At 44.8% G+C, this 24,673-nt stretch carries 29 protein-coding genes; 9 read left to right on the forward strand and 20 right to left on the reverse strand.

Annotated features, from left to right (window positions below; translation table 11 throughout):
* Positions 1 to 61: 61 nt before the first annotated feature.
* On the reverse strand, positions 62 to 1,111 hold the full coding sequence (locus tag PBV53_RS03140) for a decarboxylase (protein WP_270095699.1): 1,050 nt from the start codon (positions 1,109 to 1,111) through the stop codon (positions 62 to 64).
* On the reverse strand, positions 1,108 to 2,082 hold the full coding sequence (locus PBV53_RS03145; protein ID WP_270095700.1) for a deoxyhypusine synthase family protein: 975 nt from the start codon (positions 2,080 to 2,082) through the stop codon (positions 1,108 to 1,110). Before PBV53_RS03145 ends, PBV53_RS03140 begins: the two co-directional genes overlap by 4 nt.
* A gap of 120 nt (positions 2,083 to 2,202) precedes the next feature.
* On the opposite strand from PBV53_RS03145, the gene PBV53_RS03150 reads away from it, so the two are divergent.
* The 4 genes from PBV53_RS03150 to PBV53_RS03165 all read left to right on the forward strand — a co-directional run bounded on the left by PBV53_RS03150 (position 2,203) and on the right by PBV53_RS03165 (position 5,773).
* Positions 2,203 to 2,745 (forward strand): pyruvoyl-dependent arginine decarboxylase, encoded by a 543-nt coding sequence (locus PBV53_RS03150; RefSeq protein WP_270095701.1) that lies wholly within the window; start codon positions 2,203 to 2,205, stop codon positions 2,743 to 2,745.
* 97 nt (positions 2,746 to 2,842) lie between these two features.
* Complete coding sequence (locus PBV53_RS03155) at positions 2,843 to 3,523, forward strand: metal-dependent transcriptional regulator (RefSeq protein WP_270095772.1); 681 nt, start codon at positions 2,843 to 2,845, stop codon at positions 3,521 to 3,523.
* Positions 3,504 to 5,480 (forward strand): ferrous iron transport protein B, encoded by a 1,977-nt coding sequence (feoB, locus tag PBV53_RS03160; protein WP_270095702.1) that lies wholly within the window; start codon positions 3,504 to 3,506, stop codon positions 5,478 to 5,480. Before PBV53_RS03155 ends, feoB begins: the two co-directional genes overlap by 20 nt.
* Positions 5,481 to 5,554: 74 nt before the next feature.
* Complete coding sequence (locus PBV53_RS03165) at positions 5,555 to 5,773, forward strand: hypothetical protein (protein ID WP_270095703.1); 219 nt, start codon at positions 5,555 to 5,557, stop codon at positions 5,771 to 5,773.
* A gap of 10 nt (positions 5,774 to 5,783) precedes the next feature.
* Here PBV53_RS03165 and PBV53_RS03170 read toward each other — a convergent pair whose 3' ends face one another.
* From PBV53_RS03170 to PBV53_RS03200, 7 genes are all read right to left on the reverse strand, one after another.
* The gene (locus tag PBV53_RS03170; protein WP_270095704.1) at positions 5,784 to 6,569 is read right to left on the reverse strand and encodes a C15orf41 family protein; all 786 of its coding nucleotides are present in this window, start codon (positions 6,567 to 6,569) and stop codon (positions 5,784 to 5,786) included.
* 2 nt (positions 6,570 to 6,571) lie between these two features.
* Positions 6,572 to 7,204, reverse strand: a complete 633-nt coding sequence (locus PBV53_RS03175; protein WP_270095705.1) for an endonuclease III domain-containing protein — start codon at positions 7,202 to 7,204, stop codon at positions 6,572 to 6,574.
* 123 nt (positions 7,205 to 7,327) lie between these two features.
* Positions 7,328 to 7,807 carry a hypothetical protein gene (locus PBV53_RS03180; protein ID WP_270095706.1) on the reverse strand — a complete coding sequence of 160 codons (480 nt, stop codon included), beginning with the start codon at positions 7,805 to 7,807 and terminating at the stop codon, positions 7,328 to 7,330.
* A gap of 29 nt (positions 7,808 to 7,836) precedes the next feature.
* The gene (locus PBV53_RS03185) at positions 7,837 to 8,685 is read right to left on the reverse strand and encodes a ribose-phosphate diphosphokinase (RefSeq protein WP_270095707.1); all 849 of its coding nucleotides are present in this window, start codon (positions 8,683 to 8,685) and stop codon (positions 7,837 to 7,839) included.
* An 82-nt stretch (positions 8,686 to 8,767) separates the two neighbouring features.
* Complete coding sequence (moaC, locus tag PBV53_RS03190) at positions 8,768 to 9,247, reverse strand: cyclic pyranopterin monophosphate synthase MoaC (protein ID WP_374708519.1); 480 nt, start codon at positions 9,245 to 9,247, stop codon at positions 8,768 to 8,770.
* Positions 9,248 to 9,264: 17 nt separating this feature from the next.
* Positions 9,265 to 9,444, reverse strand: coding sequence for a hypothetical protein (locus PBV53_RS03195; protein WP_270095709.1), 180 nt, complete (start codon positions 9,442 to 9,444; stop codon positions 9,265 to 9,267).
* Positions 9,445 to 9,457: 13 nt separating this feature from the next.
* On the reverse strand, positions 9,458 to 10,903 hold the full coding sequence (locus PBV53_RS03200) for an NAD(P)H-hydrate dehydratase (protein WP_270095710.1): 1,446 nt from the start codon (positions 10,901 to 10,903) through the stop codon (positions 9,458 to 9,460).
* 149 nt (positions 10,904 to 11,052) lie between these two features.
* On the opposite strand from PBV53_RS03200, the gene PBV53_RS03205 reads away from it, so the two are divergent.
* Genes PBV53_RS03205 through PBV53_RS03215 form a run of 3 tightly spaced genes read left to right on the forward strand, consistent with a single transcriptional unit; the run spans position 11,053 to position 14,633 of the window.
* On the forward strand, positions 11,053 to 12,549 hold the full coding sequence (locus tag PBV53_RS03205) for a DHH family phosphoesterase (RefSeq protein WP_270095711.1): 1,497 nt from the start codon (positions 11,053 to 11,055) through the stop codon (positions 12,547 to 12,549).
* 24 nt (positions 12,550 to 12,573) lie between these two features.
* Positions 12,574 to 13,293, forward strand: coding sequence for a YkgJ family cysteine cluster protein (locus PBV53_RS03210; protein ID WP_270095712.1), 720 nt, complete (start codon positions 12,574 to 12,576; stop codon positions 13,291 to 13,293).
* Positions 13,294 to 13,346: 53 nt separating this feature from the next.
* On the forward strand, positions 13,347 to 14,633 hold the full coding sequence (locus PBV53_RS03215) for a 3-isopropylmalate dehydratase large subunit (protein ID WP_270095713.1): 1,287 nt from the start codon (positions 13,347 to 13,349) through the stop codon (positions 14,631 to 14,633).
* A 174-nt stretch (positions 14,634 to 14,807) separates the two neighbouring features.
* Here the strand turns inward: PBV53_RS03215 and PBV53_RS03220 are convergent, their stop codons facing one another.
* Entirely contained in the window at positions 14,808 to 15,254 is a 447-nt protein-coding gene (locus PBV53_RS03220) for a CBS domain-containing protein (RefSeq protein WP_270095714.1), read from the reverse strand.
* Between the two features lie 225 nt (positions 15,255 to 15,479).
* Between PBV53_RS03220 and hisE the strand changes: the two genes are divergently transcribed.
* Entirely contained in the window at positions 15,480 to 15,779 is a 300-nt protein-coding gene (gene hisE / locus PBV53_RS03225; protein WP_270095715.1) for a phosphoribosyl-ATP diphosphatase, read from the forward strand.
* Positions 15,780 to 15,786: 7 nt separating this feature from the next.
* On the opposite strand, the gene PBV53_RS03230 is transcribed toward hisE, so the two are convergent.
* Complete coding sequence (locus PBV53_RS03230) at positions 15,787 to 16,662, reverse strand: CBS domain-containing protein (protein ID WP_270095716.1); 876 nt, start codon at positions 16,660 to 16,662, stop codon at positions 15,787 to 15,789.
* Positions 16,663 to 16,839: 177 nt separating this feature from the next.
* Here PBV53_RS03230 and PBV53_RS03235 point away from each other — a divergent pair, with 177 nt between their 5' ends.
* Positions 16,840 to 17,922, forward strand: coding sequence for an NOG1 family protein (locus tag PBV53_RS03235; protein ID WP_270095717.1), 1,083 nt, complete (start codon positions 16,840 to 16,842; stop codon positions 17,920 to 17,922).
* Between the two features lie 44 nt (positions 17,923 to 17,966).
* Here the strand turns inward: PBV53_RS03235 and PBV53_RS03240 are convergent, their stop codons facing one another.
* From PBV53_RS03240 to speB, 9 genes are all read right to left on the reverse strand, one after another.
* On the reverse strand, positions 17,967 to 19,079 hold the full coding sequence (locus tag PBV53_RS03240; protein ID WP_270095718.1) for a pyridoxal phosphate-dependent aminotransferase: 1,113 nt from the start codon (positions 19,077 to 19,079) through the stop codon (positions 17,967 to 17,969).
* 12 nt (positions 19,080 to 19,091) lie between these two features.
* Positions 19,092 to 19,700 (reverse strand): 6-phospho-3-hexuloisomerase, encoded by a 609-nt coding sequence (gene hxlB, locus PBV53_RS03245; RefSeq protein WP_270095719.1) that lies wholly within the window; start codon positions 19,698 to 19,700, stop codon positions 19,092 to 19,094.
* Between the two features lie 15 nt (positions 19,701 to 19,715).
* Entirely contained in the window at positions 19,716 to 20,231 is a 516-nt protein-coding gene (locus PBV53_RS03250) for a hypothetical protein (protein WP_270095720.1), read from the reverse strand.
* Between the two features lie 18 nt (positions 20,232 to 20,249).
* A complete protein-coding gene (locus tag PBV53_RS03255; protein ID WP_270095721.1) occupies positions 20,250 to 20,609 on the reverse strand; it encodes a DUF2073 domain-containing protein in 360 nt (119 codons plus the stop codon).
* A gap of 5 nt (positions 20,610 to 20,614) precedes the next feature.
* Positions 20,615 to 21,238 (reverse strand): Era-like GTP-binding protein, encoded by a 624-nt coding sequence (locus PBV53_RS03260; protein WP_011499918.1) that lies wholly within the window; start codon positions 21,236 to 21,238, stop codon positions 20,615 to 20,617.
* A 141-nt stretch (positions 21,239 to 21,379) separates the two neighbouring features.
* Positions 21,380 to 22,408, reverse strand: coding sequence for a PhoU domain-containing protein (locus tag PBV53_RS03265; RefSeq protein WP_270095722.1), 1,029 nt, complete (start codon positions 22,406 to 22,408; stop codon positions 21,380 to 21,382).
* A gap of 82 nt (positions 22,409 to 22,490) precedes the next feature.
* Positions 22,491 to 23,126 (reverse strand): protein-L-isoaspartate O-methyltransferase, encoded by a 636-nt coding sequence (locus PBV53_RS03270; RefSeq protein WP_270095723.1) that lies wholly within the window; start codon positions 23,124 to 23,126, stop codon positions 22,491 to 22,493.
* Positions 23,099 to 23,746 (reverse strand): HVO_0476 family zinc finger protein, encoded by a 648-nt coding sequence (locus tag PBV53_RS03275; protein WP_270095724.1) that lies wholly within the window; start codon positions 23,744 to 23,746, stop codon positions 23,099 to 23,101. The genes PBV53_RS03270 and PBV53_RS03275 overlap by 28 nt, the downstream gene beginning before the upstream one ends.
* A gap of 53 nt (positions 23,747 to 23,799) precedes the next feature.
* Positions 23,800 to 24,669, reverse strand: a complete 870-nt coding sequence (gene speB / locus PBV53_RS03280; protein ID WP_270095725.1) for an agmatinase — start codon at positions 24,667 to 24,669, stop codon at positions 23,800 to 23,802.
* Between the last annotated feature and the right edge of the window lie 4 nt (positions 24,670 to 24,673).

Below are 24,673 nucleotides of genomic sequence, written 5' to 3' on the forward strand. Positions count from 1 at the left end.
GATCACCGATAATAAGATAATTGATGTACAGATTGGATTTCAATATTATAAGGTTTGGTTTTTAGTCGATGATTTCCGTTACGATCTCTTCAAGGTCACAGAAGTTCGACCAGAAATTGTAGGCTCCTGCATTGATGAACACCAGTTCGTCACCGATCTTTGGTTCATCCTTTAAGTAAACACGATACCTGAACAGGTCCATGGAACAGGGTGTGCACCCTTTTACAACATAGGGTTCTCCACTATCGTTGCCGACCTCTCCTTCAATTCGAAGTTTCACGGGAACCAGGATCGCGTCCATGTCGCTGTTGTATACGGATGCGTTCACTATTATGTTGTTATCATATACTCCTGTTATGTGGCTCACAAGTTTCCCTGCAGGTGCAGAGATGAACCTTCCTGGTTCTATCATGAGCTTGATGTTCTTTTCATGAAGCCATTCCCTAAGTTCGGATATGCGTCTGAATATTCCGTTTATGACATCGACATTGGTGTTGGCATATTCTGAAGGCAGCCCCCCTCCGATGTTCAGTATGTCGATGGCTTCCAGTGTTCCTTCAGTGAGTGCGTCCTCTATCTCAGGCTGGATCTTCCATTCGTTCACGTTCTGTGTTTTCCTGTGGAAGTGAACCCCAAGCTTTTCGATGTTCTTGTTACCTTTAAGCTGAGCTATCCTTTTGTTGATGGTGTCCGAGCTCATTCCGAAAACGAAGTAACGTTCAGTGCGTATGGAGTGTTCCTTGAGCTTGAGGCGTAACAATAATGTGATCATCCAGTCAGTATCATCGACTGTAGAAAGCAATGTATCGAGGTCGAACTCGTTATCAACTGCAAAGGAACGGATGCCTTTTTCGTAAAGCTCCCTTATCATCTCAGGTGTCCATGCCTGTGCCAGGAACAATACCCTTGACATGTCCTTTGTGTGTTTCAGCTCGTTTGGCATGTGGACACTCAGGAGTCCATCGGTCTCAGCTTCGATCAACGGGCTGACCTTCGGGTTCGTCTTTGAGCTGAATGCTACAATATCCGCTACTTCCTTGACCTTGCGGTATTGCTCGAGTATTATCTTCTTTGAAAGGGTGAATCTGGGTGCAGGTGCGATGATGTTCATTTTACTACTCCTGTGGTCCTGTTCTCCTGCAGCCCTTTAAGCAGACCATCGGCTGCCAGTTCATCAAGTGCTCTTATCATTGCCAGAGGGAAGGTTATGCTCACATCTCCTATTACCGTGGCAACATCACTTTCGTCCTTGACCTTTCCCCATGATTTTGCTTCATTGGTGTTAGCTCCCGACATGCTTCCTGAGGTGCGGTGAGCAGTTGTCATATATACTGCATATTCAGCACCTCCGTTCAAGAGGGTGCTCAATATGGCATGATGTTTCGAGATGGAGCCGCCAAGGGCTATGACACCCTTACGGTCATCATGACTGCTGGCAAAAAGGATGTTCCCGAAGTCTTTCACGACATCCACTATGAAATCCGGGTGTTCCTGCTGGAACAGATATAGGTGGAAACCGAACGCTCCATCGGTAATGGCAGGACAGAATATAGGTACGTTGTTCTTTGCAGCCTGATAGAGTATGGAACTCTCATCATCAAGCATAAGTCCTATCTCCCTGAGCATATCCGAAACTGCCCAGCGGTTTTGCTTTTCGTAAAGCTCTTTGAGGATCTTATCGACGAGGCTCTCGAAGTTCATGTAACTCTCTGTTTTGATGAGCAGGTTCCCGACACGGTTGATCCCCTGTTCATGAAGTTCCACATCATCAGTCTGGAAAGAGCCTATCTGGAAATCCTCTCCGGTGGCTTTCATTATATCCTCTTCAAGACCGCCTACGGTGGTGACGATGACATCGGCAATACCAAGGTCGATGAGCTGTGCAAAGAATCCGCGAAGCCCGGAAGTGACCATGTTCGAGGTAAATGTAAGGAAGACCTTTGCAGAATCCTTTTTCATCTTCACGATCACATCGGATGCTCGCTGAAGCTCTACGCTCTGGAATCCTATGAACTCATAGGAATCGACAAGCTCCGAAACTTTCATGTCCTGCTTCCATTTAAGGTCCTTTACTTTTACCATTAAAGATCACCATTTAAGTATGAGGTTGATGGAATCTTTGAATCATATATAAATGTTGGTCTGCTCTTAAGCTATTCTGCCAGCGAAACATATTTAAGTATCTTCTCAATAGCCTTCCCTATGATCCCCCGGAAAGCATTCGTGGTAAAAGGCACAGGCGTGCACAAGGATAAACTGGCATCTTTCGAGCTTGCGTTAAGGGATGCGGGAATTGAAAAGTTCAATCTTGTGACCGTTTCAAGTATACTACCACCTAACTGTGTTATCGTTCCAAGGGACGAAGGCCTTGAAGAACTCGCTCCGGGACAGATAGTATATTGTGTCATGGCAAAGAACCAGACCAATGAGCAGGGACGCATGATCGCAGCGGCCATTGGGAATGCAGTGCCTGCTGATAGCAATGATTATGGTTACATTTCCGAACATCATTCTTTCGGAGAGGATGAAAGGACCGCAGGGGTCTATGCAGAAGACCTTGCGGCTACAATGCTCGCCACAACCCTTGGCATCGAGTTCGATGCTGATTCTGCATGGGGGGAAAGGGAAAGGGTGTATAAGGCGAGCGGCCATATATTCGATACCGTTCACTATTGCCGGTGTGCAAAAGGGGATGAAAACGGGCTGTGGACAACGGTAGTTGTTTCCATAGTATTTGTTCTTTGAATTGGTATGTATCCGAATAATTTTCGGCATGGCTAACCACAATTTATATATTTAGAACAGGGATTATAGCCACACATATTACTATAGTGTGAACAAAATGACCGGCGACCGTATAGAAGAATATCTTGAAACGATAGACTCCCTTGGCAAGAGCCGTGGGACTCCCGTCAAGAACAAGGATATTGCTGAAGAGCTTGGTTTTTCTCAAGCTTCAGTTTCTGAAATGGTGCAAAAGCTGGCGGATGAAGGGCTTGTGAAACACGAACCTTATCATGGCACTGAGCTTACAAATCGAGGTATCCTTCAGGTGAACAGTATTCGCCGGAAACACCATGTTATTGAGAAATTCCTTTCTGATGTACTGGCCCTCGAACCTGAGGTTGCACATAATGAAGCCTGTGGGCTTGAACATACGTTATCTGACCTTTTAGTGGAAAGCATGTGCAATTACCTTGGTAACAACAATATCGATTGTAAACCCGCAGATGGGAATGAAAATTGTCCTTTCAAGGAGAGCTATGTTTCTCTGGCCGATCTTAAGGAAGGCGACTGCGGTACTGTCGTTATGATGACATTATCAGATCCCTCAAAAGAGCGTCTGAGCTCACTTGGGATGATAACCGGTGAGGATCTAGAGGTCAAACGCAAGCAAAAGCAAGGTTCAACTTCTATACTGACCCGTGGGACCGAGATAGCTCTTGGAAATGAGATAGCTAAGAAGATATTCGTACGTTTGGGTGTGAGGAAGAGGTATCCACGTGGAAACGACAGAAATTAATGATGGACCTGCTGCGAATATACGTAAGTCGAGGTCACCTGATTTCGACATGACCATAGCCTTTGTGGGCAATCCCAGTGTCGGTAAAAGCGCATTCTTCTCCCGTCTTACCGGTGTGGGAGTTGTAGTGGCGAACTATCCCGGAACTACTGTGGAACTTACACATGGCAGTGTCAATGTAGGTTCCAAGAAGCTCGATATCGTCGATCTTCCGGGTATCTATTCTCTGGGAGCATCAACTGAGGACGAGAAGGTCGCAAAACGCTATCTTTTGCATGAATATCCGGATGTCATCATCAATGTGGTGGATGCTACCCGCCTTGAACGCAATCTTTTCCTTACACTGCAATTGCTTGAGCTCAACATCCCCATGGTGGTAGCACTTAACCAGATGGATGCTGCAAAGGAAATGGGTATAGAGATAGATATCGAAAAGCTCTCCGAGACCCTTGGGGTGCCTGTGGTGCCTACCATCGCCACCAAAGGTGTCGGGCTGCAAGAGGCTGTCCTTGTGTCCATCGATGAGAATCTTTCCATTAAGGACAGACATAGGGTACTTTATGATAATCATATTCTTCGTGCAATTAAGACGCTTGATGAGGATTTTCCTGAGATTGGATATGGTATCAAGGTCAGGGCACTGGAAAGGGATGAAGAGTTCGTCAAATTGAGCTGTCGCCCGCATGATGCCGACCTTTTGTTAATTACCTCCAAATCCATTACTGATGATATTGAAAAAGCACATGGTATGTCCATTTCGGATACTATCGTGCGTGACCTTTACGGCGAGGCCGGTTATATCGTTGACAGGGTGACCACTCAGGTCGAACATAAGGTCACATTTAAAGAAAAGATCGATTCAGTGCTCACTTCGGAATATGTGGGCATTACCGGACTTGTTGCTGCACTGCTATTGACTTTCTTTGTAGTTTTTGCTGTGGGCGGTTTTCTCGAAGAGGGCATAGTTTCTCTGTTTGAGACCTTTCTTATCTCTCCGGCAGAAAGTCTGCTTGCAGGTTCAAACCCTGTTCTCAGGAACGTTATCATCTATTCTCTTCTGGGAGTTGAGGCAGGTTTCGCTATCGCTATTCCCTACATTGCGGTGTTCTACGTGATACTGTCACTGTTCGAGGATTCCGGTTATCTGACAAGGGCATCCTTCCTGCTTGATAACTGGACCCACAAGGTGGGGCTTCACGGGAGGGCTATCATTCCTCTGGTACTTGGTATGGGGTGTAGTGTCCCGGCAATAATGTCTACCCGCACCCTGAATACGGTCCGTGAGAAAAGGATTGCATCTGTGCTGATCGCACTGACTCCATGTTCTGCAAGGACTGTGATAATAATCGGACTGGTGGGTACCTTTGTGGGATACTGGGCAGCTATTTCCATCTACGTGCTTGAGCTTGTGATCATCTTTGCCACCGGCTGGGTGCTCGGCAAGGGGCTTCCGGGAGAAAGGACCGGTCTTATTATGGAAATGGCCCCATTACGGAAGCCGGACCGAAGGGCTACTTTCCAGAAGACCTGGTTGCGTGTCCGTGAGTTCATGTATATTGCCTTCCCGTTGTTAGTGGCTGGAAGTGCATTACTTGGCCTGGTCGATTCCCTTGGTGTTCTGGATGTGTTCCAGAATGCAGTGGAGCCAATCACAGTGGGGATCTTTGGATTGCCGGCATTTGCAGCAACTGCCCTTGTCTTCGGTATTCTCAGGAAAGAAATGGCGTTGCAGATACTGGCGGTGCTTGCCGGAACTGCAAACTTTGCCCTGGTGCTCACACCTTTGCAAATGTACTCTTTCGCGGTTATTACCACCATCTATATCCCATGTGTTGCAACCATTGCAATACTAAAGCACGAGCTTGGATGGAAAGACACCACTGCTATATCTCTTTTCACGATCACACTGGCACTGGTCATCGGTGCACTAATAAATATGATCGGAATGAACCTTTAAATCTCGATTTATCCAATGTACCTATAATATTTCTATCTCGGCAGGTTTTAATAGTACTAAACAAACTTATCTATATGACCCGTATCAAAGCAAATACAGAAAGGCCTGCAATAACCGCTCTGATGGATATTTTCGAGATGAGCAACCTGCGTGCGCCGGGTTTCAATGAAGTCTCTGACATGCTTGAGATGATAGGTACGCATGCCTCAATAATGGATGGCGCAGTGTCATATGAGGAAGAAGAGGTTTCCCACGTTCATACACTGAGCATCATGGACATAAAAAGAAAGTGAGTTATTTTGTTCAAAGGGTTGAACTCAGAAGTTCGTCTATTTCTGCATCTATTTTTGCATCCAGGTCCATATAAAAAGTGTGGTCACGTATAAGGTTGCCTTCAAATTCTATGGTGTCAAGGTGGCCGTACCAGTAGATCACCATTCCTGTGCCATAGTCCCTTTCATAATGCTGGAACTGCTTTTTAAAATAGTAGGTGTGCTCCTTTTCATCCCCGAACATTGCTTTGCTTTCTATCCACTCGATCTCAGTTCCATCAACATAGAGGGTCTTGTCAAGAAAAAAATCAGGTGTCTTCTGCATTCCCAGTTCTCTCAGGTCTTCTTCAGTGCTGTAACCTAACTTGTGGTGGTCAAGCCATTTGCTTATAATGTCCTCTCCCATCTTTCCCTTTACAACCTGAAGTGCATGGGCTTTGGGGGAGAAGAAAAGGTCCGAGTTGGTCGCATCTTCTATTTCGATCGCAAGTCTTCTGTTGTCCAGTGTGTCCAGATTCTTGAGGACATGCTTTTTAGAGTAACCCAATTCCTTGATGATCACACTTGCCATTAAAGTAGCTGGGACATCATTATTCTGTGCCAGCGTATTGATGGTCATGCCCTTTTCCCAGAGGTATCGGAAGTTCTTTGCTTTATTCTGAAGCTGCCCCATCTTCCTTTTGACCTTTGAGACCGTTTTCTGATTGAGGATAGCTGCAATGACCCCTGTGCTTTCTTCAAATTCAATCGCTAATATATCTATATCTTCAAGCGTGTTTACCTGCTGATATATCTGGAGGTAGGTCTCTTTTTCCATTTTTAGTCCTCTCCTTTTGATCTTTTGGTCAATACGCAGTCGTCGCACTGTTTCTTTCCGCAGTATTTCTTAGCATATTCCACTATCAATGCGTGGTATTCTTTATAGAGCGGCACATCTTCCGGAAGGTTCTTTTCGAACATCTCCTGAAGTTGCATATAATTGCCTTCAATGCCGATACATTTCATGATCCGTGTTGTATAAGCATCTATCACGAACTTCGGTTTGTCAGCAGCGTAAAGGACAATACTATCGGCAGTCTCATTTCCCACGCCATTGAGGGAAAGCATGAGGTTGCGTAACTGGGGTGTTGGCATGGAAAGGATATTATCAGTTCCTTCCCTTGCAAAGAAGCCTGCAATATCTTTCAGACGTTTTGCTTTCTGTCGGTAAAAACCACAACCTCTGACAAGTCCTTCAATGAGTCCCAGGTCAGCTCTCGCAAGTTTACCAGGTTCTATCAGATCATACTTCTTCAGACCTTTTATGGCCTTCTCGACATTGGTCCATTTTGTCTGCTGTGTCAGTATTGTGCCTATCACAACTTCAAAAGGAGTATCTGCAGGCCACCATTGAAGATGTCCTATCTTTTCGAGGAGTGCCTCGTAGATATCGCAGACATGTTCGTTTTTCATCTCTTTAAATGGATGTTCTCTTATTATATAACCATTAAAGTCCTCATCCATGAAGGTCTAATGGGCAAATGGTCTCTGCAAGCAAGTTGTATCAATCAAGAAAAAAATTAGAGTGAATGATGTTTATTTCCAAAAGTCCTTCTCATAATCCTCGGAAATATTTTCAAGGTCCATCATCTTGGCTAACTTGTCCTTTTTGTCGGCATCTTCTTTCGAAGGAGTGGCCTCATCGGCCATTTCTGTTTTGGGGTCTGACACATGTGATTCTATCACAGTGGTATCCTTTGATTCCATCACAATGGTTTCTATTATCTCACTAATATGGGGGACCATCTCTCTCTTTTCTTCGATGGTCTCTTTTTCTATAGTGAAAATTTCTGGCGTATGCATCTCGATAGTTGCCTCGCTATGTCCAAGTCTTTTGCGAGTCTCTTCAGCGTAGGTGTCGTGAGTAGTTCCTATCGGATCGCTTTGTGTGTGAGTCCCGCGGTATCCGATGGAACAGTTCTCCTCTCCTGTACGCCAGTCTATATGGTAGAGGTAGCATTGTTCTTTCTTACATCGATGTTCGTTGTCCTGTGGGCATATATCGGGTAACGCCATGGTAAACCACTTCGGTATGTTTATATTTCTCAGAGGTTCTTCAGGAAATCAGCAATAAGCGGAGCAACACTGATGGTGCTTTGTGCTTTTTCAAGAGTGTCCGATGCGATGATCTCATGGACGCCAGCATTGTAAAGCCTTAATACTCCGTTCTTGGTAAGCACAGGATGCACGCATGCGATGTAAACATCTTTGGCGCCCTGGCTGCGAAGCAGCTTTATGGACTCTGCCATAGTGCCTCCCGTGGCGATCATATCGTCGATGAGAATGATCTCCTTCCCTGTGACATCGATATTCTTCGTCTTGATGGTGACAGTGTCCCCGGAATGTCTGGTCTTCTCAAGGTAATCGTACTCGATCCCCACATCTGCTGCGGCACTTTCTGCAAGGGCAATAGCTCCTTTGTCAGGCGCGATGATAAGGGGGTCTTCCAGACCCAGTGATCGGATGTAATTCCCTATCAAATGGGATGCGTCAAGGTCATAAGAATCTGCATTGAAGTGTTCGAGCACGCTCTTCTCATGAATATTGACCGTGATGACCCTGTCAGCATGGATGGTCCGTGCAATTGCACGTGCACTGATAGCTTCTCCGGACCGGAATGATTTATCCTGTCTTGCATAGCCCATGTAAGGTATTACCACTGTGATAGTGGGTGCATCCTCACAGGCATCGATAAGCTGTAACAGGGATACAAGGTCTGCGTCGGTGGGTGTGCTCTGTATAATGGTCACATCATCGACAATATCTTCGAGTATCCTTGTATAGACCTCTCCGTCGGGGAAACGGTTGAATTCGCAAAGTGTTGGTTCCATATTTAGTTCTCTTGCCACACGTGATGCAAGTAACTGTGATGCTGGTCCTGCTATGATCTTCAAGTGATGTACCTCTCTTGTCTCGTTTTGTAGTAATCGAATTATCAGCCAATGAACTTTCCTATCTACATTGAACCATTAAAAGTCATTGGTTTGTAATGATCTCTTTCACTTTTCTTACAACATGGATATTCTCAATGGCAGTTGATGGGTAATTGCCGGTATTGTCCTTTTCAGCAGACTTTACCATGTCCCATACCGTAAGAAGTGCAACTGAAACCCCTGTAAGTGCTTCCATTTCAACACCTGTTCTGCCCACGGACCTTACTTCAACGTTAGCAGTAACATCACTTTCACCGATCTCAAATTCCACGTCCACAAAAGTTATCGGTATCTGGTGGCACATCGGGATCAGGTCCGGCGTTCTCTTTACTGCAAGTATGGCAGCGGTCCTCGCTGTGGCAAGGACGTTTCCTTTTTCCACACTTCCACTGCGTATCTTCTCGACAGTTTCGTCGTGAAGTTTTATCTTTCCGGAAGCTATTGCATACCTGACAACCGTGTCTTTGTTACTTATGTCGACCATGTAAGCACGGTCATCTTTAATGTGACTGAATTCCTGCATTACCATTTCTCCAATATTTAATCGATACGCACCTGTTTCCTCTGGTCATAATCAAGAATTGCATCCTGCATTTTTGACATGAGTTCCCGTGCTTCAGGGATCGAGAGCTTGACAATTTCCTCGTCCTCTCCATGACTTACTACTACACGAACCCGGTTCCTTTCAATATCGACTATTATTTTTCTTTCTGTATCCATATTCCCACTCCCTTTATTTCATTACTTCTGTTATCATATCAATAATATCTGTTGCTAGCAACCCATGCCCCCGCCTTTCAAAAGCAAGGTCTCCAGCTGCTCCATTGATATAAGCTGCACCACATGCCGCATCCATCGCAGGCGCAATTGCAAAAAGTGCTCCTGCAATTCCGGCAAGGACATCTCCTGTGCCGCCGACCGTCATTCCCGGATTTCCGGTATGATTGATGGCAATTCGCTCTCCGTTGCTGATGTGGTCCTCTCTACCCTTAAGCAGTACAGTTACATTGTTCTTCTTTGAGAACTCAAGTGCATCCTCTTTACCATTTCCGCCCAATGCAGTAAATTCTCTTGCATGTGGTGTGATGACCATCTCAATGTCTTCCGGCACAGGAAGAGCTATCCCGTAAAGTCCGTCTGCATCGACAACCACTTTTTTGCAAAGGGGAACGATCTTCGAGACAGTATCTTTCGTCCGCTCGTCCCTTCCAAGTCCCATTCCCATGACCACTACGTCATGGCCTTCTATAAGCTTGGCAACGGTGTCAATATCCTTCTCACACAGGATATTGGAAGAAAGGGCTTTCACAATGATGTTCGGTGAGAATGAAGCGATGATGTCTGCAACATTTGCAGGAGCTGCCACTGTCACTATGTCTGCACCTGTACGCAATGCTGCCATGGCAGTGAGTGCAGGAGCACCGGAATAAGGACCGCCTCCGATAATGAGCATCCTTCCATGTTGCCCTTTGTGGCTATCTCTACGTCTTGTTTGGAATGCAGCGATATCTCCTTTTCCAACGTAGATCTCAGCATCCTCACAAACTCCTATGTTGATGACCTTGACCTCGGATGTGTATTCTTTAGCATGGTCTGATGCCAGTCCCTTTTTCATCCTGTGAAAAGTGAGGGTAACATCCGCACGGACCGATCTATCGAATTCCCCTCCCTCGGGATCGAAACCTGAAGGCACATCAACAGCAACTACCGGGGCCTTTGAATCGTTGATAAGGTCTATCACTGTTGCTTCAGTTTCCCTTACCTTTCCGGTGATGCCTGTTCCCAGTAATGCATCCACGATCATGTCTGCGTCGTCAAGCCATCCAGTTGCTTTAAGCTTTTGGGGATCTGTTATCTCAATGAACCCCTCAATTCTACAATGTTCAAGAAGAGTGAAATTGTGCATTGAATTCTGGGTCCTTATTCCCGAAGCCGATCCAATGAGTGCAATATTGACTGTAATCGCAGGGTCGTATGCCAGATGTCTGGCAGCAACAAAAGCATCGCCTCCGTTATTCCCCCTTCCTGCAACGATGAGCACATTTCCTTTTTGAATGCGTTCCTTCACTTCATGGGCAATGGCAGCTCCGGCATTTTCCATAAGCTGGAGTCCTTTTAATCCCAAGTGCTCACAATTCTCATCGATCGCTTTCATCCTTGAAGATGTAATCCCCTTCATGTTCCTCATATATTCTTCTGTTTGCATCATATTTAGTTCTATCAATCTGGTTCTTTTGACTTCTAAGAGTGCGGATCGGACATGTCTTCATTTCCGGTGGATGCGTTCAAGTATATATACATTTTCCGAAAGACGCTTAATAGCGAACAATGAATTATAGCTTACGAGGAGGTATCAATATACCCACTTTGAAAGAAATAGATGTCCCAGACAAAAAGTGGCAAAACCCCACTTATCTGATCTTGGGAAGTGGCAGTATCGGTTTTGCTGTCGCAAAGGAGCTCCGTGAGCTCGATAAAGACCTTATAATCGTTGATAAGGATTCGCAAAAAGTTGAAACATTACGCGAAGATGCGTATCAGGCTATTGCAGGGGATATTTCTGACCCTGAGGTCTACAAACAATTGAACCTCAAAGAGCTTACAGGCATTCTTGTTCTTAGTTCTGACAATGAGGCCAACAAAAAGGCACTTAAGATAATACCCACTTTGGGCATAAATGATGCTTATTGTGTGGCAAGGGCATCTGGTGCCATCAATCTGCAGGAGATGGAAGCTCTCGGTGCAGACCTTGTGTTGATGCCATCTAGATTGGTTGCAAAATCGCTTGCAAGATCGCTTGGACGTGCAGAGGTGGTTCACCGTGGGAACAAGTTGTCCCAATGGTTCAAGGATATGTCCGGCAATGCACTTGCTATCGTAGTTCATGACAATCCCGATCCGGATGCTATTTCCAGTGCACTTGCACTACAAAAGATCGCGGATTCATTTGATGTTAAGTCCTCTATATTGTATCATGGTGATATCGGACATCAGGAGAACAAGGCATTCGTGAATCTACTGGGTATCGACCTTAATAGAATGGAAGAGCATAGCCTTTCTGATTTTTCTGATATCGCAATGGTGGATTGTGCGGTTCCGGGAGCTAATAATATGTTATCCCCTGGAATGCATCTCGGTATCGTTTTGGACCATCATCCATTGGGTGATGCTGAGATAGATGCTGATTTTGTGGATATTCGTCCTAATGTGGGGGCATCTGCAACTATCCTTACCAAATACCTGCAGGAATTGAACATCGAGATCGAGCAGGTTCTTGCAACTGCTTTGCTTTATGGGATCAGGACCGATACATTGGATTTCAAGAGGAATACTGATTCTGCAGATCTTTCTGCAGCTGCTTACCTTTACCCATTGGCAGACCATGATATACTTGATCAGCTCGAACGCCCTTCAATGTCGATCGAGACGCTTGATATTCTGGGAGAGGCTATACTTAACAGGCAGGTCATTGGTAGCTATCTGTTGTCGAACGTTGGTATCATAAGGGACCGCGATGCCCTTCCACAGGCAGCGGATTATTTGTTAAGCCTTGAAGGGATCTCCACGTCTATTGTTTTCGGCGTTTCCGAGGACCGTATCTTCATCTCAGGGCGAAGTAATGATATCAGGGTAAATCTCGGTGAGGTCCTTAGACGGGCTTTCGGAGAAGATATCGCTGGTGGTCACTCCAATGCAGCAGGGGCACAGATCCCGCTTGGGGTTTTCAGTGATATAAAGGATAGGCAGACACTTCTCAGACTTGTCAATGAGGCAGTTGTTAAGAAATTCCTTAATGCGGTCGGTGTTGATGAGAATACGGAATGAGCTTGAATAATTTGTAGGCTGATCATGTTCTCGGATTATAGGCAGCGTCTTGTCAATGAGCTCAAAGAAGAGCTTGAAGCTGCCGTAAATATTTCTTGTGAAGATCTGGCATCACAGATACGGAGTATCGGTTTTACCTGTTCCATGTGTGGTAAATGCTGTAGGCGTTCCTGCGGGGACAATCGCGTTTTTTTGACATCTTCTGACATTCGTTCATTGCAGGACTGCTCCCTTGACGATGCGGTCATCCCAATGTTGCCTGATATGCCTGATATGCCTGATGTTTCTTTTGCAGATGCTTTGCATGAGTATGCCCGGGAGTTAGAAGTGGATTCTCAGGGCAGGTATCATACGTTTGGATGGATGTTGAAAAGGAAGGCGAATGGCAATTGTTCTTTTATTGGTGAGGATGGTAGCAACAGGTGTGGCATCTATGGTAGCAGACCTATGCTTTGTGGGACCTATCCTTTCTATATCGAGTGTGGCAAGTTGCTGACCTCTGAATGTGAAGGTCTGGGAAAGCCTATTTCCGATGAGGATGCTGTTTTGCTCGCAAAGGGCCTGCTGGACAGGTATGTTACTGAGCTGAAAGATACTGTTCTCCTTTATGAGAAATTCGAGGCAAATGATGGCTCTTCTCCTAATATCCCTTCCTCTAAGAGCTCTTCAGATGTCGATGAAGTTATTTTTGTTGTACATGACCATAATGGTAATTCGGAGTTTGCAATTAAATTAAATCAGTAATCCCTCTCATCGATTGTTTTATTTATAAGGTACTCATAAATGCAGTGATTACCATGTCCAATACTAATGATCATCCAATGACGATCTCTGAGAAGATCTTTTCAAAAGCTTCAGGAAAAACGGTTGAAGCCGGGGATTTCGTACTTGCGAACATCGACCGTGCAATGACTCACGATATCACTGGTCCCCTTGCAGTAGATGGTTTTTATGACATCATGCGTGACAAGGACGAGAAAAAGGTGTGGGACCCAAGCAAGATCGTGATAGTCTTTGACCATCAGGTTCCTGCTGATTCTCTCAATGCTTCTGCAAACCATATCATGCTCAGGAAGTTTGCAAAGGAACAGGGAATTCTGAACTATGATGTCTATGAGGGCGTATGCCATCAGGTCATGCCTGAAATGGGTCATGTAAGGCCTGGTGACCTTATTGTGGGGTCTGATTCCCATACTTGCGCATACGGGTCTCTTGGTGCATTCTCTACCGGTGTCGGTTCTACTGATATGGCAGCAGTGTTCGCATCAGGTAAGCTTTGGTTCAGGGTACCTGAGACCATCAGGTTCGAAGCCAATGGAAAGCTTCCAAAACACGTCTATTCAAAGGACCTTATACTGCACATGATAGGTGATGTCGGTGCAGAAGGTGCAAGATATATGGCTGCTGAGTATGCGGGTTCCACCATTGAAGGCCTTACGATGTCCGAGCGTATGACCATTTCCAATATGGCAATTGAAATGGGTGGTAAAGCAGGTATCATTGAAGCTGACAAGACCACAGAGGCATATCTTAAGGAGCGTATTCCTGACTATGAGTTCGATCCATACTGGAAGTCCGATGAGGATGCAGAATATGCTGAGTTCCATGATTATGATGTTTCCGATCTTGAGCCACAGGTGGCATGTCCTCACAACGTTGACAATGTAAAACCGGTCTCTGAAGTGGAAGGTACAAAGGTCGATCAGGTATTCGTAGGTTCATGTACCAACGGTCGCTTTGAGGACATCAAGATCGTGGCTGAGATGATGGGTGACGAGCCTGTTGCAAAGGATGTACGTCTTTTGATCATCCCTGCATCAAGGACCGAGTACATGAAAGTGCTGCGTGCAGGATACGTGGAGCAGTTCATGGAAGCCGGTGCAATCGTGGAAGCACCATGCTGTGGACCCTGTATGGGCGGTTCCTTTGGTCTGCTTGGTGACGGTGAAGTGGGACTTGCAACCTCCAACCGTAACTTCAAGGGAAGGGAAGGCAGCCCTGAATCATTCGTATATCTTAGCTCACCTGCAACAGCTGCAGCATCTGCACTGACCGGTGAGATCACTGACCCGAGAAAGATCTGAGATATCTCTCAGTTCTTTTTTAGAAGTTGACCAAAAAAGATATATTAGAATATTGATCATTGGGGGTCGACGTTGGTATAAACCAACAACAATTCCGTCATATTGTGTTCGGATTACACACCAACGTCAATACACCTTATTTTATTTCTTCATTATTTTAGTGAGCTGTTTCTTTTATTTCCGGAACAGCTCTTTTATAATGTCACTGGAGCTGATGATGCCTATTGGCCTGTAGGATGCTCCAACAGTCTCTTCTGACATGACTATCAGGCGGTGTACTCTTTTATCGGCCATCATGTCAGCAACATCGTGAACGGTTGCACTTGGACTGACGGTTTCAACCGAATCTGACATCAGGTCTTCCACAGATGATAGTTCCCAGTTCTTATCCTTCATCCGTCCTAAGATGTCAATATCAGATATGATCCCAAAAGTCTCACCGCCATCCTCTATGGCCGCAACTGTGGATACGTTCTGGTCAGCCATCACCTTTGCTATCTCCACCGCATTCGACTCAAAAGGTACTGTCACTACTCCCCTTGTCATTACATCTTTAACCTGCATACTTTCTGCTATCAAGATATCTTCCTCCCTTGTGTCTAAAAACGTTCTGTCTGCCAATACGGATGGCTTCAAAAATACTACCATATTTATTTTGAGAGTTTAGCTATAAATAAACATCGGATAGTTGCATAATGTCTTCAATGGCATATTGGGGAATATTCTATGTGGGAGGGGATGATATGCGTAAATATCATTGAAATCCTTTTTAATGATGTAATCCTATTAGCTAAATATACTGGATCTTACGATCCTAATATTTATGTTCAATATGGAGGTTTTCCAATGACTGATGCAGATATGTCTGTTCTGAACGAAGTATTCGATGTGATAATGGACCGCAAGAACAATCCTGTGGAGGGTTCTTATGTTTGTTCTCTTCTTGACCACAGGAAAGGTATAAACAAAGTGCTCGAAAAAGTAGGTGAGGAAACTGCTGAAACGATCCTTGCTGTCAAGGATAATGACCGGGCCGAGATAATCTATGAGACCTCTGATCTGTTATTCCATCTGCTGGTAATGCTTGCAGCTACTGGCATAACTCTTGAGGATATTGCTGAAGAAATGAAAAAAAGAAGGCATTAAGGTCATATCAGTATATGACCAGTTCATGCAATACATCTGTTCTTGATATCATTCCTCTTGGAACTCCATCAATGGTTACGATAAGCCTTCCGATGTTGTGTTCATCGAACATATGAACTGCATCACTAAGGGATGATTCGCCATCTATTGTAATGACATTCTTTGTCATTATATCCTTTATTTTCAGGGTCATCTTCCCGCTTGCAAGGGTTTTTCCTATGTCCATGAAAGTTACTATTCCAACTATCTTTCCATTATCTTCCACTGGGGCGCCGTGTATATTGTTCGTAATAAAGATCCGGGCAGCTTCTTGTATAGTGGAATTCGGTTCTACAGAAACAGTGTCTTTTTTAATATAATGTTTGATGGATTTCTTTGGTAGGGATACCATTTCCGTTATTTCAAAAAGAAGTAAGTTCTCAGTATCATCCCGGCCAACTACCTCTCCCCTTACTATAAGTCGGTTCACAGGGGTTGGTCCTACTTGTACTTGGTCTCCACTGTTGAATGCTTTGATGTTCCCAAGCACTTTTATCCTGCCATTGCACAAGTCTGGATGTCTCACTGTTGTAAAACTGATCTCTGCAACAGTGGCACCTTTTACTACCTCTTCATTCTTGTAGATGGGAACTTCCGCTTCCTTGTCCATTGCAGTGACGTTCAGGGCTTCGTATGCATCACCGGTTGCTCTGTATCCTCCTTTTGGACCAGGTACTCCCTCTACAAGTCCCAGCATTTTAAGTGATTGCATCTGATTCCTGACAGTCCCCGGATTCCTGTCTATTAACTCGGCGATCTCCTCACCTTTAACTGCTGATGCCTTCTGACGTTGAAGGTTGATCAATTCAATGATTATCTCTTTTTGAATGGGGGTTAATTCCATAAGCTCACCGTTATCTCCTACTGGATTTATCTGAATAGGGCTATATATACATGTTGTAAGAATTGCAATGAATGATAATTAATAATCTTTTTATTTAGGGGGCTACACTTCGAGGAACACTAATATATAGCTTATGCGAGTTTGAAGCTGATTATAGCTAATTATAGGTAAAAGATCATGATATTTGAGAAGATTCACACGGTTCCGACTTCGGACGAGCTTATTGATAAAGCATTTCGGAGAGCAGCGCGTGCAAAGGCAGGAAAGACGGTAAGGGATAAAGACGGTGCAATGAAAGCACATGAGTCTATGATAATGACCTCTGGGAATATCCTATCTGACAATCTTGCAAATACTGTCAGGCGTTTTCCAAACTTTGATGATCTTTCAGATTTTTATTATGAACTTACTGATGTCGTAGTAGGTATCGATGATCTTCGTATCGCTCTTGGGTCTGCTGACTGGGCAAGTGCCAAGTTACATGAGATCTCAAGGGAATATGTGGGTAAGATCCGAAAAAGCAAGGACCCGGTAAAGACCCGAAAAGAGGCATTTGGCCGTATGGCTTCTGTGATAGGTTCTATCAATAAACATCTTGTTTTCCTGAACGAAGCCCGTAATATCATGAGGAAGTTCCCGGATATACGGGAGGAACCTACAATTGTAGTCGCAGGTTATCCTAACGTTGGGAAATCAAGCTTTGTTGCAATGGTCACCGGTGCAAAGCCGGAAGTAGCTTCCTATCCTTTTACAACAAAGGGTGTCCTTATCGGGCATTTCGAGAGGAATCATGATAGGTATCAGGTAATCGATACTCCTGGTCTTCTTGACAGGCCGATGTCTGAAAGGAACGAAGTGGAACTTCAGGCGATCAGTGCGATAAAACATCTTGATGCAGTTGTCCTTTTCATTCTCGATGCAAGTGAGACATGCGGTTACGAGATCGCTGATCAGAAACGTCTTCTTGATGAAGTCGTGGCAAACTTTGAAATACCGGTCTATGTTGTTGCGAACAAGTGTGACCATGATCTCTTCAAAATACCTGATTTCGTTGATGTAAAGATGTCAACCGCAACAGGTGAGAATCTCGATTCTATCGTCGACAGACTTGTCGAGATGATCGATGAGACCAATAATGAAAAGGAAGCAAAAGAAGCAGCTGAAGAAGCGGCTAGAGAACTAAGCGAAGAAATGGCTGAAGAAGCAGCTAAATTAAGCGAAGAATTAGGTGAAGAACTCGATAAAGCCGATCTTGAATGAACTTCAAGATCTAATAAAAATGAACAGGTCCTTTATAGGACTGTTCAGAGTACTTTTTCCATTATCTGTAAAGCTCTTTTAATCTCATCCATTGATGTTGCATAAGACATTCGTATGTAGCCATCTCCGTTCTCACCAAAGGCTGTTCCTGGTACGACAACTACTCCGTTAGCTACCAGCTTATTGGCAACTTCGGTGCTGTTCTCCACTTTTGGGAAAATATAGAATGCGCCTTTTGGGGGTTCACATTCTATTCCCAGTGCATTGACGCCTTCAACAAGGAAATCCCTGCGTCTTTTGAACTCATCCCTCATTGTATAAACACAGTCCTGCGGGCCGGTAATGGCGGCAAGGGCTGCTTTTTGTGCAATGGAGTTCGCGCATGCCTGCACGTATTGATGGACCTTTAGCATCTGCTCGGTATATTCTTTGTTCGCAGCGGTATAGCCGACACGCCATCCGGTCATAGCATATGTCTTTGAGACCGCATTGACCGTTATGACATTGTCAGTGAACTTTGCAGGGCTGACGTGCTCTCCTTCGTAAAGGAAATGCTCGTAGACCTCATCGGAGATCAGCGTGATGTCATTATCGTCTGCTATCTCGGCATAGGCCTTGATGTCGCTTTTTGAAAGCACTCCTCCTGTGGGATTGCAAGGGGAGTTCACGATGACCGCTTTTGTTTTTGGAGTTATCTTCTCCAGGACATCTTCCGGTCTCATGGTAAGACCTTCTCCCAATGGGACTCCAACTACCTTTCCACCCATGAAGCCTGCAAGAGCATTATAGGATACGAATCCCGGGTCGGAGATTATTATCTCATCTCCCGGGTCAACGAGTGCTGCGATGGCTATTTCCAGCGCTTCGGAAGCGCCAGAGGTGACGATAATACCATCAGTACTTACCTCAAAACCATTCTCTTCCCTGAACTTCTGGCTTAATGCTTCCCTTAGCTCAATGATCCCGGCACCGTATGTGTATCCGGTAAATCTTTCGTTAATAGCATCGATAGCTGCCTGCCTGATGTGGTCGGGTGTGTCAAAATCCGGCTGTCCAAGTCCCAGATTAACCGCATCTGAACCGGCAGCCTCGAACATCTTTCTGATGCCTGAAATATCAACATCCAGAACACGTTGTGCAAATCCTCTGCCGCTCATGATATATTCCCCTTACTCAAGTTTGGCATGACGTGACTTAAGATCTTCCTCGGATGCTCCGGTAATGGAGATAAGCTCTGCGATAACAGCATCAAGGAATACGAGGGATGATATCTCAAAAGAAGTTCCCAGGGGCGTGAGATTAGAATAGTCTCCACGCATATGTCTTTCAAGGTATCCGCCAGTATCATCCTTTGTCCTTCCCTTTATTTCCATGGTGACATCTGAAAGATTGCCGAGTGTGGAATCGCTGTTGGATGTGATTGTTATGAGCTTTGCTCCGATATCCTTTGTTATCTTTCCAAGATTGGATATCGATCTGGTTTCTCCTGATCCCGATATTGTGACAACTACATCTTCTGGGCGAACTGCAGGGGTGGTGGATTCTCCGACCACGTATGACTTTAAACCAAGGTGCATCAGGCGCATTGCAAATGCCTTTCCTACAAGACCTGATCTTCCCGCACCCATCACGAATATACCGTCCGCATCAAGGAGGGTTGATATCAGATCTCTGATACTTTCCTTGTCAAGATCGCTGGCAACACTTTCGATATGGTGTGCCATAAGTTGCATGGATGATATCAAATGCTCACATTTTATTGAAGATACGTCTTTCATAAATATTCATTCCTTTCATATCTTAGGGCTATCTCTGTGCTTGCCCTCGTCTTTATATGTAATATCCTTTACTTTCCACCCCTCGATATTCTTGAATTCCTCAGATAATCGAGCGATGTCTGAATCGTCACCGTTCCAGTAGATGTCAAGGTGGACCTCATCCTTCTTCAAATCTTCGATGATGGACTCTGCCAGATGGTAGAGTGCTTTGTCACTGTAAAATGGGATGTTGAACATGGCACGATATCCATTATGTGTCTTCGCATAGGATACCAGGATATAGCCACTACTTTCATATTCAGTGATCTTATCGAAGTCACATACGAGCTCAGTTTCATGGACTGCTGTTTTGTCTATCTTTGAGATGCTGATGAGGGTTTGCCCTACAATGACAGCGGGTGTCTGGCGTCCGTACCAGATGGATATCTTTCCATAGGTGCAGACAATGTTGACCCCATCTGTCCCCATGGCATAAGAAGACAATGAATGAGTGGCTTCTATTGCTTTTTGTTTTTTTTCAGCGTTATCCATTAGGTGTCCCACTTATGATTATTTGCTTGAGACGAGTGCACTTATCATGTCACGGTCCTTCTTCAAGGTCTTCAGCTTGTTGGCAGGCCCTATGACAGTAAGTCGGGTTCGAACTACGTTCTTCTTGAGCAGCTTTCCAAGAAATGATGTATCTGATTGGCTTGGATAACTTTCCATCTCGATCCCTGAAAAATCATCAGGCTCGATCTGTGTCATCGTCATTTCGATAAGCGTTGCTTCTTCTTCAGGGGTAAGCCCCTTTTCAAGAACGAGGATCTTCCCATCCTTAATTTCATCAATGATAAATCTAATCTTTTCCACAGGTTGCATTTTTGCGAGTCTGTCCTCTGAGACCAGGTCCATTTGAATTCCCTGCATATCGATCACCCAAACCTTTTTGCAACTTCATCGTAGAAAGTATCGATGTTCTTTCCCTCAAGGGCAGATATGGCTACCATTGGATGTTGCGGAAATGCCTCTCTTATTGAAGTGGCTGAGGATTCCGGAAGGTCTGTCTTGTTGGCAACGATAAGTAATGGTAAGTTCCTTGCTTCCATATTCCCAATGACCGTAACATTGACCTGGGTATATGGGTCTTCAGTTGCATCCATTACCAGTATGACCCCGTCAAGGTTCTCCAGCCACTTTACTGCTTCGATGACCCCTTCGGTCGCTTCCTTTGCTCTTCTTTTGGATTCTGCTTCATTCATTCCAAGTTCCATGAACTCATGGAAATCGATCTTTGTTGCAAGTCCGGGTGTATCAATGATGTCAAGACTTATCGATCCACCGTTTGATTGGATGGTAACTCCTTCTCGTCGTCTTGCACGGCGGGTTTCGTGGGCAATGTGGGATACTGAGCCCATGGCATCGCCTGTCCAGTCTCTGAGTATCCGGTTTGCAAGTGTGGTCTTTCCTGCATTGGGCGGACCATAAATACCGATTCGTGCATTCTTTTTGTTAAACAGCCTTTTGAAGAATTTCTTAAATGATCCCATTACGCCCATAAGTTCCCTCCGATGTGATACGGGAATTCCATTCAAATATATACGGTTTGATATTACTCATGTCTTATAAATAATAGCCTGAGTATCATTATTCTAATTATGGATTATTAAATATGTCATAATAAATAATCATTCTGGATTTTATTTGTTTTGAATTAGTGCCATTGATAGATTGATTGCAAGTTCTGCAATATTGGATCCATAATCCCCTATCCTGTCAAGACTGTCTGCCACAGTACCAAGTGCAACAATGGATTCAGGTGACTCAAGAGTTAAAAGGGATGCATCAAGCGCATTGATCTTTACCTTTGTATCATCTGCCCTTGAGATGACCATATTTGCAAGTTCCGTGTTCTGGGTGTACAATGCCTCGATAGCATCCTCTACCATTTTACTTGAGGCTTCTGTTGAGGTCTCTATAAGGTCCATTGTTTCAGCAGGGATCTGGATCTCCAATGTCGGTACTATCGCTGCTATCTTTGCAGCGTGGTCAGCAATACGCTCAAGAGAACTTGCAGCGAGTCTCAGATCGTGATACTCATCGATCGTTGTCTCGGATGCATCAGGGACGCGCTTTCCACGTAGCACTGCTCTGAACTGCTTTGATATCAACAGGAATAAACGGTCAACTTCATCATCACGCTCTACCACATCAATGGCGAGGTCGTGGTCATGTGTCTTTAATGCCTGTATGGCATCCTTTAGCATGGAATTGGAGATGAGGAATATTCGGCGAACACTCTTTTTAATGGATACTTCGTTCGGGTTCAAAAGGTCCTGAATTAGTACCGTTTTAGCGGTTTCTTCGATTATCTCAGGTCCGATCAGCTTATAACAAACATTTCGGATGGTTTTCTTCTGTTCCGCATGTATCCTGTTTGCACGAAGTTCAATAAGATCAGATCCGGACAGGTATGCAGCAATAAGGGTACGTATAAGCTCGTCTCCAGCGTGGTTGCTAACATCTATCACATTCTTTTTCTGGACGGGCGTTCCATCTTCCATAGGTGCAATCGTAAGTGAACCGTCCGATCGTGGTAGAAGTGTCACCTGTGACCCGGTCTTTATTCCAGCCCTTTCAGCCCATTTTTTTGGGAGTGATACGATGTATGTGGACCCGCCTGTCTGCTGTACCTTTCGTGTTTCTATATCTATCTCTCCTTTCCACACCTTTCTATATAGTGCTATATACGAAGGAGGGTGTATATATTTTTATTCAAGAAATATTATGTGGGGCTGCATTATCCATAGTTCAAAAGCCGTATTTTCCAATAAGGGGTACAAATATGACCTCCCCCCATGTTCTATAACTGATGTTGCCTTCGTTGTCTTTCCTTACGATGACAAGGTTTTGATGCCGTGTTCCTACTGGGGCCACCATTATCCCATTCTTCGATAACTGTTCCCTGAGCGGCTGTGGTACCTCGGGGGCCGCAGAAGTCACTGTGATGCGTTCGTATGGGGCGTGTTCAGGTAGGCCGCAGGAACCGTCATCATGTATTACAGTGACGTTTGAATATCCTGCTCTTTCAAGATTGCTTCTGGCAAGCTCGGCAAGTTCCGGAATTCGCTCTATTGTGTAGATCTTCCCGTTCTTACCTACAAGTTCAGCCATCACAGCAGCATTATATCCAGATCCGCTTCCAATCTCCAGAATGGTCATACCTTCGGTAATTTCCAGAAGATCGCACATTATGGCAACCATATGAGGTGCGGAGATCGTCTGATCATGTCCGATGGGTAATGGAGTGTCTGCATAAGCAACACTTTGCATATCCTCAGAAACAAAAAGGTGTCGAGGGACCTTTCTCATGGCATTTCGCACTCTCTCGCCAGTCCCGTTCAATTCCAGTGCTCTTATTAATATCTCTTGTCCCTTTGGCTCCATGAGGTTTTCCCTTCTCCCCATCCTGTCCTGCGCTTTTCTATTGAATAGATGCGTTTGATATACTTGGCAGCAACACTATCTCCCTTTCTGGATCGGAATCCACCATCTCTTATCTTTATCCTGGTGATGTGGAAATTCTTTCCGCCGGCGTTATAGTCTCCACCTACAGCGAACTCAAATTCTCCCGGGACTTTCTTTTCCAGAGATGTTGAGCCGTTCCTTACCTTCAATGATATCTTTGCAGTAACCTCATCTGTGGCACGTCCCCAGACTACATCGATCTTCTCGACTTCCTGGCGGTCCACACGGCGACCTTCGGATTCAATTGCAGTGACAATTATGGGATATACTTCGTCAGAGTTCTCATCATCGACCACAAGTTCATCATCGATATATAGCATATCCTCTGAGTCGATAGCTGTGTGAAGTGTAAATGAAATATCATCCTTACTAACAATTACTTTTGTAACGATAGGCTTTTTCTCTTCAATTATAGTTGAGTGGACTGCTCCACATTCCTGGCATTGTACAACGGGATTCTGTCCCGGTCTCATTATCTCGTGCTCTACTGGCTCTTCAGGTGAGCATACAGGACATTCGACTATTACTTCTTCGTTCATGGTATCTGAGCATATGATTGTTAGACGTGTGTATAAACTTAACCATGAACGTTTCATCTCATTGAGGCAGCATGTGCGGCGATGAATTCGCGAATATATTTTGCGCCAAGTATTGCAGTCTGCCCATTATCATATTCCGGAGATATCTCCACCACATCAAAACCTCTGGCAATGGGTGCTAATTTCCTTATGATGTCCCTCACTTGTACCGATGAAAGTCCAAATGGTTCAGGTGTTCCCAGTCCAGGTGCAAACGCGGGGTCAAGTGCATCCATGTCAAGGGAGATGTAGATATTCTCACAATCAAGATATTCCTTGATCTCCTCAGTGAGTCCCTTTATCCCCTTCTCTGTAACATCTTCGGGAGTATAATAACGGACGTTGTTCTCTTTGGCATAGTCCCATTCTTCCTTTGGACCGCTTCGAATGCCTATGCTGACATAGTTCTCAGTGACCTCTTCGAGAATATGGCGGGAAATACATGCATGATTGTACTTCATTCCCTCGAACTCATCCCGAAGGTCAAAATGTGCATCCAGTACAACGATTCCGAGATCCTCTCCTGCATGTTTTGCACAGGCTTTCACACATGGCAATGTCAGTGAGTGTTCCCCTCCCATCATTATCGGGATCTTTCCATCATCAACGATGTTAAGGACATCGAGATAAAGCTCATCAAGGACATCGTCCACAAGAGCTCCTGCTTCGAAATTTCCTGCATCGTGGGCATGAACCTCTGAAATATCAATATCAAAAAAAGAGTTATAACTTTCAAAATTTGCAGTGGCGCTCCTTATTGCATCAGGAGCCCATCTGCTTCCAGCCCTGAACGATGATGTGCGGTCAAATGGTACTCCAAATATGACATAACTGGCAGAATCGTAATCTGCCAGTGCATCCATCATGCCAGGCTGGTAAAACATAATA

This window comes from Methanococcoides alaskense (genome assembly GCF_027594145.1).
Lineage (GTDB): Archaea > Halobacteriota > Methanosarcinia > Methanosarcinales > Methanosarcinaceae > Methanococcoides > Methanococcoides alaskense.